General features: G+C 54.6%; 14 protein-coding genes and 1 pseudogene. 2 read left to right on the top strand and 13 right to left on the bottom strand.

Annotated elements, in window-relative coordinates; genetic code table 11:
• Positions 1-15: 15 nt before the first annotated feature.
• The 7 genes from rraA to priA form a co-directional block, all read right to left on the bottom strand.
• Positions 16-501 (bottom strand): ribonuclease E activity regulator RraA, encoded by a 486-nt coding sequence (gene rraA, locus DMB82_RS00740; RefSeq protein ID WP_102118161.1) that lies wholly within the window; start codon positions 499-501, stop codon positions 16-18.
• 134 nt (positions 502-635) lie between these two features.
• Complete coding sequence (locus DMB82_RS00745) at positions 636-1,553, bottom strand: 1,4-dihydroxy-2-naphthoate polyprenyltransferase (RefSeq protein WP_102118162.1); 918 nt, start codon at positions 1,551-1,553, stop codon at positions 636-638.
• A 143-nt stretch (positions 1,554-1,696) separates the two neighbouring features.
• Complete coding sequence (gene hslU, locus DMB82_RS00750) at positions 1,697-3,028, bottom strand: HslU--HslV peptidase ATPase subunit (RefSeq protein WP_102118163.1); 1,332 nt, start codon at positions 3,026-3,028, stop codon at positions 1,697-1,699.
• A gap of 9 nt (positions 3,029-3,037) precedes the next feature.
• Positions 3,038-3,568 (bottom strand): ATP-dependent protease subunit HslV, encoded by a 531-nt coding sequence (gene hslV / locus DMB82_RS00755; protein WP_005973334.1) that lies wholly within the window; start codon positions 3,566-3,568, stop codon positions 3,038-3,040.
• Positions 3,569-3,651: 83 nt separating this feature from the next.
• A complete protein-coding gene (gene ftsN / locus DMB82_RS00760; RefSeq protein ID WP_102118164.1) occupies positions 3,652-4,527 on the bottom strand; it encodes a cell division protein FtsN in 876 nt (291 codons plus the stop codon).
• Between the two features lie 88 nt (positions 4,528-4,615).
• Complete coding sequence (gene cytR / locus DMB82_RS00765; RefSeq protein ID WP_116164097.1) at positions 4,616-5,659, bottom strand: DNA-binding transcriptional regulator CytR; 1,044 nt, start codon at positions 5,657-5,659, stop codon at positions 4,616-4,618.
• Between the two features lie 226 nt (positions 5,660-5,885).
• Complete coding sequence (gene priA / locus DMB82_RS00770; protein WP_116164099.1) at positions 5,886-8,084, bottom strand: primosomal protein N'; 2,199 nt, start codon at positions 8,082-8,084, stop codon at positions 5,886-5,888.
• Positions 8,085-8,355: 271 nt separating this feature from the next.
• On the opposite strand from priA, the gene rpmE reads away from it, so the two are divergent.
• Positions 8,356-8,571 carry a 50S ribosomal protein L31 gene (rpmE, locus tag DMB82_RS00775; RefSeq protein WP_010281510.1) on the top strand — a complete coding sequence of 72 codons (216 nt, stop codon included), beginning with the start codon at positions 8,356-8,358 and terminating at the stop codon, positions 8,569-8,571.
• A gap of 96 nt (positions 8,572-8,667) precedes the next feature.
• Here rpmE and DMB82_RS00780 read toward each other — a convergent pair whose 3' ends face one another.
• From DMB82_RS00780 to metJ, 6 genes and pseudogenes are all read right to left on the bottom strand, one after another.
• A complete protein-coding gene (locus tag DMB82_RS00780) occupies positions 8,668-9,078 on the bottom strand; it encodes a type II toxin-antitoxin system HicB family antitoxin (protein WP_039545938.1) in 411 nt (136 codons plus the stop codon).
• A 27-nt stretch (positions 9,079-9,105) separates the two neighbouring features.
• Positions 9,106-9,320 (bottom strand): annotated as a pseudogene (locus DMB82_RS00785) (type II toxin-antitoxin system HicA family toxin).
• A 99-nt stretch (positions 9,321-9,419) separates the two neighbouring features.
• A complete protein-coding gene (locus tag DMB82_RS00790) occupies positions 9,420-10,430 on the bottom strand; it encodes a FecCD family ABC transporter permease (RefSeq protein ID WP_116164101.1) in 1,011 nt (336 codons plus the stop codon).
• Positions 10,427-11,389, bottom strand: coding sequence for an ABC transporter substrate-binding protein (locus DMB82_RS00795; RefSeq protein ID WP_116164103.1), 963 nt, complete (start codon positions 11,387-11,389; stop codon positions 10,427-10,429). Before DMB82_RS00795 ends, DMB82_RS00790 begins: the two co-directional genes overlap by 4 nt.
• Before the next feature lie 9 nt (positions 11,390-11,398).
• The gene (locus tag DMB82_RS00800) at positions 11,399-12,196 is read right to left on the bottom strand and encodes an ABC transporter ATP-binding protein (RefSeq protein ID WP_116164105.1); all 798 of its coding nucleotides are present in this window, start codon (positions 12,194-12,196) and stop codon (positions 11,399-11,401) included.
• A gap of 234 nt (positions 12,197-12,430) precedes the next feature.
• Positions 12,431-12,748: a met regulon transcriptional regulator MetJ gene (gene metJ / locus DMB82_RS00805; RefSeq protein WP_005973355.1), complete on the bottom strand. Its 318-nt coding sequence runs from the start codon at positions 12,746-12,748 to the stop codon at positions 12,431-12,433.
• Positions 12,749-12,935: 187 nt separating this feature from the next.
• Here metJ and metB point away from each other — a divergent pair, with 187 nt between their 5' ends.
• Positions 12,936-14,096, top strand: a complete 1,161-nt coding sequence (gene metB, locus DMB82_RS00810; RefSeq protein ID WP_116164107.1) for a cystathionine gamma-synthase — start codon at positions 12,936-12,938, stop codon at positions 14,094-14,096.

The following is a 14,096-nucleotide window of genomic DNA, read 5'->3' on the forward strand; positions in this document are numbered from 1 at the left end:
AGGAATTCAACGATATTATTCAATATCCAGCGGGTCTTCCGCCAAAATAATACCGGTATTATCGGCATACAGATGGTCACCGGAGAAAAAAGTGACACCACCGAAGTTGACGCGAATATCGCTCTCGCCGATGCCTTCGCTACCCGCGCCGACCGGAATGGCCGCCATCGCCTGAATACCGATATCCAGCTCGGCCAAATCGTCAACCTGACGCACCGCGCCATAAACGACAATGCCTTCCCACTCGTTTTGCGTCGCTAACCGAGCGATTTCCGCGTTAATCAACGCGCGGCGCACGGAGCCTCCGCCATCGATCACCAGCACGCGCCCGAGACCGTTCTCTTCAAGGAGATCGAACAGCAGGCCGTTATCTTCAAAACATTTCACTGTGGTGATTTTGCCACCAAATGAAGTACGCCCGCCAAAATTAGAGAACAGAGGCTCAACAACATTCACCTCTTCGTGGTAGATATCGCACAGTTCGGAAGTATCGTATTTCATAGGATTAACGTCTGTTTGCCGCCGGAATCATGAGTATATCCCTTTCTGGCGGCTGTTGGCAAAATCATCAAATGTTAACTTGATGCGTATCAGTAAATACGCACCGCTTTTCGCCTGTGCTTACTTTACCCGCACTAACTCAATATCACGCCGACAGCGAACAGAATGTTGGTCAGCAGCGCGCCTTTCACCGTTTTTTCCAGCATCGGACGCATACTGAATGCGCTGGTTTCACGCAGTACATAGCGTGCCTGCTGAATGAGTAACGGAAGCGTCAGAATAAAGAGCCAGCCTGCCAGACTGTGCAGATAAAACGTTGCAAACAGACCGAGACAAACCGGAGCCAGCAACAGCAGCATCGTATGGTAGAAGCGCGCTTTTTCCGCTCCAAGACGCACTGCCAACGTGTTTTTTCCGCTGATGCGATCGTTATCGATATCGCGCAGGTTATTGATATTCAATACCGCCGTCGCCAACAGACCGCAGGCCGTTGCTGGCAGCATCACGACGCTGTCGAAATACCCCGTTTGCAGGTAATACGACCCTGCGACGCTGAGCCAGCCGAAAAAGATCAGCACCGAAATATCGCCAAGTCCGATGTAACCGTAGGGCTTGTTGCCAACGGTATAGGTGATGGCGGCGAAAATCGCCAGCAGCCCCAGAATCAGGAAACCAAAGATATCCGCTGGCTTTTCACACGCCAGAATCACCAAGCTCACACCGGAAATGATGGTGAGTGCCACGGTCACGATTAGCGCATTGCGTAGCTGTGCCAGTGTAATCGCTCCGGTCTGAATACCGCGCAACGGCCCGATGCGTTCCTCGGTATCGCTGCCTTTTATCGCATCCCCATAGTCGTTCGCCAGATTGGAAAGGATTTGCAGCAGTCCGGCTGTTAACAACGCCAGTAATGCTACGCCCGGTTTAAAGCTGCTATGCCAGCTCGCGATCGCCGAGCCGGTGACGATGGACGCAAAAGCTAATGGCAACGTCTTTGGACGCAGGCTATCCAGCCAGGCTTTGGTTTTGCTGCTATGGGTCGATAAGGTCATGGTGTGCTTCAATTTTATTGACGATTCAATTGCGTGAATCATCCGTTTATAAACAAGAAAAGTCAGTGATGGCGCGTCAGAAACAAAAGTGGGAGGCCAACGCCTCCCACTTTATCGTTAATCGTGCGATCCGCGAAAACGGATTATAAGATAAATCGACTCAGATCTTCATCTGCTACTAATTCATCCAGATGATTACGTACGTAATCTGCGTCAATGGTAACACTTTGACCGTTCATTTCGCTGGCGTCGTAAGACACGTCCTCGATCAGACGCTCCATCACAGTATGCAGACGGCGTGCACCGATATTTTCGGTGCTTTCGTTGACCTGCCAGGCGGCTTCGGCAATACGGCGGATACCATCGGGGGTGAACGAAATATTCACGCCTTCCGTCGCCATCAGCGCTTTGTACTGCTCGGTCAGCGAGGCGCTGGGTTCCGTCAGGATGCGCTCGAAATCTTCTGTGGTCAGCGCCTGCAACTCTACGCGAATCGGCAGACGCCCCTGCAATTCTGGAATCAGATCGGACGGGCTGGCAACCTGGAATGCGCCGGATGCGATAAACAGAATGTGGTCAGTTTTGACCATGCCGTGCTTGGTGGACACGGTGCAGCCTTCGACCAGCGGCAGCAGGTCGCGCTGAACGCCTTCACGGGAAACATCTGGGCCGGAGCTTTCGCCACGCTTACAGATTTTGTCGATCTCATCGATGAACACGATACCGTGCTGTTCAACAGCTTCAATCGCCTGCTGTTTCAGCTCTTCCGGGTTCACCAGCTTGGCGGCTTCTTCTTCTATCAGCAGCTTGAAGGCGTCTTTAATTTTGACCTTACGGGCTTTCTGCTTCTGTCCTGCCAGGTTCTGGAACATGGACTGGAGCTGGTTGGTCATCTCTTCCATGCCCGGAGGAGCCATGATCTCTACGCCAACGGGAGCGGCTGCCAGATCGATCTCGATCTCTTTGTCATCCAACTGGCCTTCACGCAGTTTCTTGCGGAATGCCTGACGGGTTGAAGACGGCTCCGGTGTGCTTTCAGCCTGTCCCCAGTTGTTTTTCGCGGGGGGAATCAACACGTCCAGAATGCGGTCTTCCGCCATCTCTTCCGCACGGAAGCGGTTTTTTTCGATGGACTGAAGGCGCACCATTTTGATCGCGGAATCTGTCAGATCGCGGATAATAGAGTCAACTTCTTTACCGACATAGCCGACTTCGGTGAATTTGGTGGCTTCCACTTTGATGAACGGTGCGTTGGCTAGCTTCGCCAGACGACGAGCGATTTCGGTTTTACCGACGCCGGTCGGGCCGATCATGAGAATGTTTTTAGGCGTCACTTCATGACGAAGTGCTTCGTCCAACTGCATACGGCGCCAGCGGTTACGCAGCGCGATGGAAACGGCGCGTTTCGCTTTATGCTGGCCGATGATATAGCTGTCGAGCTCGCTGACTATCTCGCGCGGGGTCATTTCAGACATAGTTGATCCTTACGCCTTGGAGGCTAATTCTTCTATCGTGTGGAACTGATTGGTGTAGATACAGATGTCGCCAGCAATCCCCAGAGATTTCTCGACGATATCACGCGCACCCAGCTCTGTGTTTTCCAGTAAAGCACGCGCTGCGGCCTGTGCATAAGGACCGCCGGAACCAATCGCGATCAGATCGTTTTCAGGCTGCACGACATCGCCATTACCGGTAATGATCAGCGAGGCGTTTTCGTCCGCAACGGCTAACAGGGCTTCCAGCTTGCGTAGCATACGGTCGGTACGCCAGTCTTTCGCCAGCTCGACGGCCGCTTTTACCAGATGACCTTGATGCAATTCCAGCTTGCGCTCAAAAAGCTCAAAAAGGGTGAAGGCATCCGCCGTACCGCCTGCGAAGCCCGCGATGACGCGGTCATGGTAGAGACGACGCACTTTACGCACGTTGCCTTTCATCACGGTGTTGCCCAGAGTGGCTTGTCCATCACCGCCAATGACCACCTGGCCGTTGCGGCGTACGCTTACAATTGTTGTCACGAGTCAGTCCCCGTTTGAAGAAAAAGATCCCCGCATGATTCGGGGCACATTGATTTTATAGATGGGGGAAAGCGTGGGGTTTTTCAACCCCCGCTGGCAAGAGGAATACAGTTTGATGCGCCTGCGCCTTTAAGACGTTGGATCATGCTATCTGCGGCAGCACGGGTGTTATAAGGCCCAAGCAGAATACGGTTCCAGCCGCCGTTAGAGGTGATGCGGCTTTCGATACCGGCAAACGCCAGCTGTGCTCTTACCGATTCTGCAGGGTCCATCGTTTTGAAGGAGCCACACTGAATCGCCCAGTGTTGGACTTTCTCGACTTTTGGCGCTTCAGGCTGTTTAACTGGCAGTTGCTTCGGTGCTTCCTGTCTTGGTGCTTCTTGTTTTGGCATGTCTTGTCTGGAAACAACAGGCGCCGTTTGCGTGACTACAGGCGCCCGCGTGGTGGGCTGAGTCGTTACGACAGGCGGCTGCTGCATTAATTGCGTCGGTGGCTTAATCGTTACCTGCGAGCGCGGAATCTGCGTCTGGTCGTTATACGGCACCTCGGAAAGCTGCGTTGGCTGACGACGCATATCAGACTGCATCTGTTCCAACAACTGGCGCTGCTCGTCCGTCAACTGCACCGGCGACTGAATCTCGCCACCCGCGGAAGGCTCCGTTGGCGTGGTGACGCCCAACTGACGGTTTTCCAGTTCTTTAATATAGCGCCAGCGTTCTTCCGGCTTGGGTGGCAGTCCGTTACCTTTGCCTGCATTCTGATGCGGCAGGACGGGGGATTCGTCCGGTTTATTATGGGCGATAAAGTACAGACCGCCTGCGAAGGTGACCAAAACGGCAACAGCGAGTGCGACCATCGTTTTGGACGCGCCTGAAGCGTTGCTTTTTTTCCGGCTATTTGTCGTTTTCCGATGCGTTCCTGATGAACGTCCTCGGCTCACGTAGTCTCTTTGTGCCACTGTCGTTTCGCTGTGAATTGATAGGTAAATAACATAATTAGGGGGTAATGTTACTGAACCCTCAAATATTTGACCAGCACCTGAAGTCTTAAAGCCGGTTACGGGCGTAATTCGGGGCGGCGACGCTGTCGCGTATGACCAGCTCACTGGATAACAGACGGGAACCGCTTTGTACCGTGTTACCTTGCAACTGTTCTAAGAGTAGCAGCATTGCCTCGCGTCCGATCTGATAACGAGGCTGGGCGACAGAAGTCAGAGGTGGCCAGCTGTACTGCGCCTGTTCGATATCATCGAAACCGATAACGGAGAGATCGCGTGGGATGTCCAGCCCCATCTTTCTGGCCTGCGCCAGAACACCCAATGCCATGAGGTCGCTGTGACAGAAGATTGCGCTGGGCGGTTGCGGGTGCTGCATCAGCGCAATCAGGCCGTTAATCCCAGTTTCGTAGTTGAAATCGCCTCGAAAAATGTACTGGTTATCGATCAGAATTCCATTGCGGCGCAAGGCCTGAATGTACCCCTGCAGGCGATATTGGCTCAGGTGCATGTGCTCCGGACCCGCAATGCAGGCGATGCGCTGATGACCCGCCTGATAAAGATAATGTACGGCTTCAAAGGCGGCGGTCAGGTTATCAATATGCACGGTGGGCAGCGCCAGATCCGGTGAGAACTCATTCGCCATCACCATCGGCGGCAGATTACGCTGCTCTTCCTGGCCTGCGTCAAACGGCAGATTGGAGCCGAGTAACACCATGCCGTCGATCTGCTTGGTAATAATCAGGTCGACGAAGGTTTTTTCTTTTTGATGTTGGTGAGCGCAATCGCCAATCAACACCAGATAGCCGTGTTCGGCTGCCGTTTCCTCGATCCCGCGAAATATTTCGGAGAAATAGGGATCGCAGATATCCGGGACGATCGTCAGGATCGTGCGCGATTCGTTACGTTTGAGATTCCTGTTGAGCGTGTGGGGCGAATAGCCAACGGCGATGACGGCCTGCTCGACCTTCCTACGGGTGGTCGCAGAGACTTTCTCTGGGTTCATTAACGTTCGGGATACGGTCGCGGTGGAAACCCCCGCTTCATCCGCCACGTCTTTCATCGTCGCCGTGGTGACGCCTTTCTTTTGCTTCAACGCTTTTCTCCTTGCGTCAGCGTTAACTGGCGCTGACTGCCAGCAGAACGCTCCTGTCTGCTGACTTTCTATGATTATGGGTATCGCTTTTCTGCGCAGACAGTGATAACAGATTGAACGCAGGTTTTGTTGCTTAATTTGCACAAAAAGTGTGATGAATATCGTGTTCTCGACGCCGATCGCAAAAAATGCGTGGCAAGAAACCGAAATGATCTAACAGGAAGCGCTAACCGTCCGTGGGGTCGACATCCAGCATCCATTTCACTTTACGCGCCTGCGGCAGCGTACCGATTAGCGTCAGCGACGTTCTGACCAGTTTCTGCAATAGCGCTCTGGAAGGGTGCTGTAGTAAAAGCTGCCAGCGGAAGCGCCCCGCGCGTTTGGGTTGTAAAGCAGGTACCGGGCCCAGTAACCAGAGTGATTCATCTCGCAGCGGGCTCGCCTCCAGCAAATTACGCAATTGCTGAAGGAATAAGGCGGCCTGCTGATTATCGTGATCGTCAGCGCGAAAGAGGATATGGCTGGTAAACGGCGGCAGAAAAACGCTTTTTCGTTCGGTAAGCGCCTGGCTGGCAAAGGCATCGTAGCCCTGTTGCAGCAGCGTTTGTAATAGCGGATGTTCCGGATGGTGAGTTTGCAGTGCCACTTCGCCCGCCTTGCCCGCACGTCCTGCGCGACCCGCCACCTGAGTATAGAGCTGCGCAAAACGCTCGGCTGCGCGGAAGTCGGCAGAGAACAGCGACCCGTCAACGTCCAGCAAAGCGACCAGCGTCACGTCAGGGAAGTGATGCCCTTTCGCCAACATCTGTGTGCCGATGAGAAGGCGTGCACCTCCCTGCCTGACCTGCGAGAGCTGCTGCTCAAGCGCCCCTTTACGGCTGGTGGTATCACGGTCGATGCGGGTGATCGGGACATCTGGAAAGATCGGCGCAAGGCTTTGTTCCAACTGCTCGGTTCCCAGACCTACGGGCACCATATTGGTCGAGCCGCAGCCGGGGCACTGTTGTGGAACCGGACGCTGACTGTCGCAGTGGTGGCAGCGCAACATCTTCTGATGCTGGTGGTAGGTATAGTAGTGATCGCAGCGCTGACACTCTGCAATCCAGCCGCACTCGTGGCACATCACCACGGGGGCGAACCCGCGCCGATTGAGGAACAAAATAACCTGATTATCGTTCGTTAGATGGTGGCGGATACGGGTAATCAACGGCTGGGATAACCCGGCTGTTAACGGCAGCCCTTTCAGATCGATGATGTGCTGTTTGGCGAGCGCGGCATTACCCGCTCTTTTGGTCAGATTCAAGCGTCGATACTTGCCGATCTGGACGTTATACAGCGTTTCCAGCGCGGGCGTCGCCGTCCCCATGACGATGGGAATGTCTTCTTCTCTGGCGCGGAACACCGCCAAATCACGGGCGTGATAGCGCCAGCCTTCCTGCTGTTTGTAGGAACTGTCGTGTTCTTCATCGATCACAATCAGCCCCAAACGGGCAAAGGGCGTAAATAACGCTGACCGCGTTCCGATGACGATAGCCGCTTCACCGCTGCGGGCGCGTAGCCAGACGGCGAGGCGTTCGCTGTCGTTGAGTGCCGAGTGCAGCACCTCCACCGGAGCGTTAAACCGCTCGCGAAAGCGGGCGATCGTTTGCGGCGTCAGGCCAATCTCCGGCACTAACACCAGCGCTTGCTTGCCCTGTGCCAGCACGTTTTCCAACACGCTGAGATAGACTTCCGTTTTGCCCGAACCGGTGATGCCTGCGAGCAGCCAGGCGGCAAAGTGGTTATCTTCGCTGCGGATCGCGCCGACAGCAGTGGCCTGTTCGGTATTCAGGCGTAGGCGGTCGGTTGCCAGACTAAAACTTTGACGCCAGTCGTGAAGCGTTTGCTCTGCGGCCTGTAATTCGCACAGCCCTTTGCTACGCAGCGCCTGCAATGCTGTCTCCGTCAGCCCGATTTCGCTCACCTGATGGCGATAAAGCGGCGACTGAAGTAAGGCCGCCAGCGCCTGCTGCTGTTTTGCCGCGCGTTTGAGCGTGCTGAGCGGCGTCGCTCGGCCTTGTTCGGTGGCAAACCACTGCCAGAGCGGCGCGCGGTGTGCAGGTTTCCCCTGACGCAGTAGTATCGGCAGCGCATGGAACAGGACTTCGCCAATTGGATAATGATAGTACTCAACTGCCCACAGCAAAATGCGCCACAGGCTGGGCGGGAACAGTGGCTGCTCGTCCAGCACGTCATGCACGGGTTTTAATTGCTCAAGCGGAAGGTCGCTGGTGTTGCTCAGAGCCGTAATAATGCCGATCGCTTTACGGTGACCAAAGGAGACGCTGACGCGTGCGCCGACCTGCGGAGTCACGCCTCCTGCGGGTAGCAAATAATCGAATGTACGTGCCAATGGCACGGGCAAAGCGACCTGAGCGACAGACATAACCTCTCCGTGATAGTCGACGTGATTTGCGTGGCGATCAATGACATAACCGAGCGGTTTGTATCATGTGCGACGCAGGGTGAAAATAAGGCAAGGCGCTAGTGTACATGCTGCGAGGGATAATGTGTGGATGCGATTGCATCGTGGTAGCGGATTCTGTATGATCCGCCGCCATTATGCCATTTGCATAATGAAACTTACTTATACAACTTTCGTGTGGTGTCTGGCGGAACAGGGCTGGATAGCGACACGGCCTTAACTGAGGTTTCCCATGAAAAAAGGTATTCACCCGAATTATTCTGCAGTTACTGTAACTTGCTCTTGCGGTAACGTGATCAAAACCCACTCTACTGTGGGCCGTGACCTGAACCTGGACGTTTGTGGCGAATGCCACCCGTTCTACACTGGCAAACAACGTGATGTTGCAACCGGTGGCCGTGTTGACCGCTTCAACAAGCGTTTCTCCGTTCCAGGCGCTAAAAAATAAGTTTTACTGGCCAATTGGTACAGTAACTTTCTGCAAAGGCACCGAATGGTGCCTTTGTTGTTTCTGGCGTATCAGCATTGTTCATCGAGAAATTGTTCATCGAGAAGACGAGATTCGTTCTAATGCCGCCTGTGCGAGAAAACCCGAACGACTTTTAAATTCTGGGTTACTCGCCACGCAACGATCAATGCGGTCAATCAGCGACTTAGGCAGCGTGACGTTAATTTTTTCTGAACCGCCCATTAAACGCGTCACATCAATATCAACAACCGCCCACGTGTACCCAGCGTATTCTGCGTTTTTTGCTAGTTGGCCTACTGACGACACGGTGGGAATATCCTGACCCATCTCGATCAGCAGTTCGATATGTCCGGTAATCGCCTCTTTAGCATTCGCGATGGCATCGTCTAGCGTATCGCCTGCAGAAAAACAGCCCGGTAGATCTGGCACGGTTACACCGTATGCGTGGGTATCGTCGCCTGCTTCAATTGCAATCGGATAAAACATAATTAAGCCTCTTCGAGTCAGCGATGATCATATTCCTGCCTGTTTCCTGATGCTTTTTACCGTGCCTATCGGTAAATCCTTCTTCGGGTGGGGGATGGTGACTAACCCCGGTTTGCTGGGGTGCATAAGATGGTGACTAACCCCGGTTTGCTGGGGTGCATAAAATGGTGGTGGCTTCCGTTCACTCTTATCAGCTCCCACCCATCGGCCTTGATTTCTGCTATTAACGTCCTGCTATCCATCCCTGCACCCCGTTGCCCTTTACTACGATAACGATAACCCCGATAACTCCATCTGGCAATATTTTGGGGTTATTGGGGTTATTTTTAAGCCTGCATTTTTCATCCCTGCTGGCGTTTTACCAGCATCCCCAGAACGAAGATGCCGCCCAATCCCGCTGTAATAATCCCGATAGGCAATTCCTGGGGGGCCAGCAACTGTCGGCTGAGCCAATCGCCGCCGCACAGCAGTATCGCGCCCAGCACGGCGGTCAGCGGCAGCAGCTTCTTGTGCAGTACGCCGCTCAACGGGCGAGCCAGATGGGGAATCATCAGGCCGATAAAACCGATCACGCCGGTCAGCGCGACTAACAGCGACGTGGCGAACGCGCAGCAGATAAAAATTTCCACCCGTACGCGGGACAGATTAACGCCCATTGAGGCCGCCGTTTGTCCGCCCGCCAGCAGAGCATCGAGCGCACGCCAGCGTAAGGCAGTGAGGCCGAATAGCAGCAGGACGCTGAACACCGCGAACGGTAATGTATCCCAGCGGGCAAGACCCAGCCCGCCCAGTGACCAGAAAAGAATCGAGCTGGCGGTCCGCTGATCGCCGGAAAACACCAGATAGTTCGTCAGGGCACCGAACAGAAACGAGATCGCCAATCCGCAGATGATCAGTCGCTCTGCACCCCGCGCCTGTTGCAGCAGGAACAACACCGTCACGGCGACGGCCGATAAAATGCCGCCACAGAAGGCCGCCATCGGCAGCGCCCAGTCACCGAGTTGCTCGCCAAAGCGGGTGATGACGGAGACCGCGCCTGCCGAGGCTCCGGCAGACAGGCCGAACAGAAAAGGGTCGGCCAGATCGTTGCGGGTTGCCGTTTGCAAAAAGGCACCGACCATCGCTAAACCCGCACCACACAACGCTGCCAGCAGGCTGCGGGGAATGCGCAGTTCCAGAATGATGCGTGACGTCATCGGCGAGACGTCTGCCGACGATAGCCCCAATACGCTGGCGACCTGCGTAAGGGGAATCGTCGTGCTGCCTGTCGCAATATTTAACAGCATCAGCCCAACCAATATCAGCAGCGCGATAACGACGGTCGCGGCATAACGTGAAGACGTTGGGTTCACTTAAAGGCATCCGGGTAGAGTGCGCGTGCCAGTTTATCAATAGCGGCGATATTCGCGGGGCCCGGCGTAAGTTCTGCATATTGCAGCTTTAGATAGCGATGCTGTTGTACGGCTGGGGTAAATTTCATTAGCGGATGTGATTCCAGAAAGCGCCTTAACGCATCTGCACCGTTGCCCGTCTGGTAATCCAGCAAAATGATAAAGTCGGGCTCGCGTGCCGCCACGCTTTCCCACGATGTTGAAGCCCAGCTCGTTTCCATATCGTCCATCACGTTCTTGCCGTCCGCAGCCTCAATGATGGCGGTTGGCATGGCGAATTTCCCACTGGTAAAGGGCTTATCGTCGCCAGAGTCATACAGAAAAACCGTCTGCTTTGGCTGATTGCCAATACGGGTTTGCAGTTCGGCAATATGCTGCTTCCAGCCATCAATCTGTTCCTGAGCCTGTTCCTGCTTACCGAAGATTTTCCCCAGTTTCAGCATGTCGCCGTAGAGCAGATCCATGCTTGCTCGTGGCCGCTGTTGCTGTTGTTCGGTGAAAACACAGCTTTCGCTGAGTACCAGTGTCTGAATACCGTATTTTTGCAGCGCTTGTGGGGTGACTTCGCCACCGACCTTCATGCCGTAGTTCCACCCTGCAAAGAAGAAATCCGAGTGTACAGCCAGCAGGTTTTCCAACGTCGGGTATTTTGCTGCCAGTTCAGGGATTGTACCCTGCTGCTTGATAAAGTCTGGGGGCGCTTTATACCAGCCGGTGATCCCCGTCAGTCCGACAATATTTTTTTGCAGCCCAAGCGCAAACGCCATTTCCGTCATGTTCAGGTCATGGATAACGGCTCGCTGCGGCGGCTGGGTGAAGGTCAGCGGTTGCCCACAGCTGTCGACCGTGACCGGAAAACCAGAAGCGTGCGCCCAGCATGACGTCAATGCCAGCAGTCCAGACAGAAGCGTTATTTTCATCAGGGTTCCTTAGTGCAGTTCAGGGGCTTCAAAGATGCGAATGGGCGAGCCGTTTATCGGATGCGGCACCGTAAAGCTCTCCATCCCAAATACGGATTTCACACAGTCGGCGCTCAGCGCGTGTGCGGGCGTTCCCCAGCGGAGTAGCGTTCCCTGCTGCAAAACGGCGACGCGGTCGGCAAAAGGGGTTATCAGTGGCAGATCGTGCAGCACCGCCAGCGTTGAAATACCGCGTTTCCGCACGAGAGACAGCAACTGCGCACGCGCTAACGGATCGAGATGGTTAGTCGGTTCATCCAGCAGCAGGAGTTGCGGCGTTTGTGCAAAAGCACGCGCCAGCGCCGCACGTTGACGTTCCCCGCCGGAGAGCGTGCCCAGCAGGCGGTGGCGCAGCGGTAATAAGCCAGTATCGTCCAGCGCTTCTTCGATGAGCTGGCGATCCTGCGCAGGCGTGTTGAATCCGTGGTGGGGAATCCGCCCTAAGGCGACGTATTCCGCGACCCGCAAGCGCAGATCCGGTGCATCGTTCTGCGCCAGAATTGCGATGCGTTTTGCTCGCTCATGGCGGCTGAGTGTGTTCAACGGCTGGCCGTTCAACTGGATGTACCCCGTTGTCGCGCCGAGTTCGCTGGTTAACACGCGTAACAGCGTGGACTTGCCGCTGCCGTTGGGCCCAACCAGCGCCAAACGCTCCCCAGCCTGCATGGACAGCGAAATATCACTGAGTCTCGGCGTGCGATTGGCATCGGCAACGGAAACATGGTGAAGCTCTAGCAGCACAGGTTTGTTGGAGAGCGGCTCTGTCATGATGCGGGGATATCACCGTTAAAGGCTAAAATGGTATGTTATAACATAACAAATTAAATGCAATCCCGATTCACAACGTGAGTGGAAGACGAAGCGTTCGGAAGAAGTGCGAGCGGTGGAGGGTAGAGGTTTTAGAGGTTAATGAAGCGCGATATGTTGAGCGGGATTCTCTGCATAGCAAAACCCCGCCGGAGAAGGCGGGGTTTTGTTAGAAAATTGACAGCGTAAGCGCGATCAGTATTCCCACGTATCCGGGTCGATACCCATTTCACGCATGATGATTTTCGCGGCTTCAGGAATTTCATCGCTGCGTTCTTTACGCAGGTCTTCGTCATTCGGTAACGGTTGACCGGTGAACGCGTGCAGAAACGCCTCGCACAGCAGCTCGCTGTTGGTGGCATGGCGCAGGTTGTTCACCTGACGACGCGTGCGTTCGTCAGTTAGTATTTTTAATACTTTCAATGGGATAGATACTGTTATCTTCTTGACTTGCTCGCTTTTTTTACCGTGTTCAGCGTAAGGGCTGACATACTCGCCGTTCCACTCAGCCATGGGATACCTTAAAAATTAATCTAATGAAGACAGCATCTGTCATGAAATGCCACAATTCTAACGGTTATTCTGCTTATGCTCAATCTATACGCAAAGAAGTTTAGATGTCTAGATGTGTTGACGTCTATTAAAACTGCGTTTACTCTTAACTTCCTATCTTTTCAGCCTCAAGCCAGGAAATGAGCCGATGACGCGTAAACAGGCAACGATCGCAGTCCGCAGCGGGTTAAATGATGATGAGCAGTATGGCTGCGTCGTCCCCCCCATTCACCTTTCCAGCACGTATAACTTTACCGGATTCAACCAGCCACGCGCACACGACTATTCGCGTCGCGGTAACCCCACGCGTGATGTGGTGCAGCGTGCGCTTGCCGAACTGGAAGGTGGTGCGGGTGCGGTAATGACGAGCAGTGGGATGTCGGCGATTATGCTGGTTTGCACGGTGTTCCTGCGTCCCGGCGATCTGCTGGTGGCACCGCATGATTGCTACGGTGGCAGCTATCGTCTGTTTGACAGCCTGAGCAAGCGCGGCGCGTTTCGCGTCAAATTTGTCGATCAAAGTGATATCGCTGCGCTCAACGCAGCATTGGCAGAAAAGCCGAAGCTGGTGCTGGTGGAAAGCCCGAGCAATCCGCTGCTGCGCATCGTGGATATTGCTGCGATTTGTCAGGCTGCGCGGGAAGCGGGCGCGGTCAGCGTGGTGGATAACACCTTCCTGAGCCCGGCGTTGCAGAAGCCGCTGGAGCTGGGTGCCGATCTGGTGGTGCATTCGTGTACCAAGTACCTGAATGGTCACTCTGACGTGGTGGCGGGCGCGGTGATCGCCAAAGATGCCGACACCATTACTGAACTGGCCTGGTGGGCAAACAATATTGGTGTTACAGGTGCGGCGTTTGACAGCTATCTGCTGCTACGTGGCCTGCGTACCTTATCGCCACGTATGGCGGCCGCGCAGCGTAATGCGCAACAAGTAGTTGAGTTCTTACAGACGCAGCCGTTGGTGAAGGCGCTGTATCATCCTTCACTGCCGAACAATCCCGGCCATGATATTGCCCGCCGTCAACAATCTGGCTTTGGCGCTATGCTAAGTTTTGAGCTGGATGGAGATGAAGACACGCTGCGCCGTTTTCTGGCATCGCTGGAGCTGTTCACGCTGGCGGAATCGCTGGGCGGCGTTGAAAGCCTCATCTCTCATGCGGCAACGATGACGCATGCCGGCATGGCGCCAGAAGCGCGTGCGGCGGCGGGTATCTCTGAAACATTACTGCGTATTTCCACCGGCATTGAAGACGGCGATGATCTGGTTGCCGATCTGGATCGTGCGTTTCAAGCCGCTGCCAAGAGGTAA

Origin of the sequence: Pectobacterium aquaticum (genome assembly GCF_003382565.3) — a bacterium.
Lineage (GTDB): Bacteria > Pseudomonadota > Gammaproteobacteria > Enterobacterales > Enterobacteriaceae > Pectobacterium > Pectobacterium aquaticum.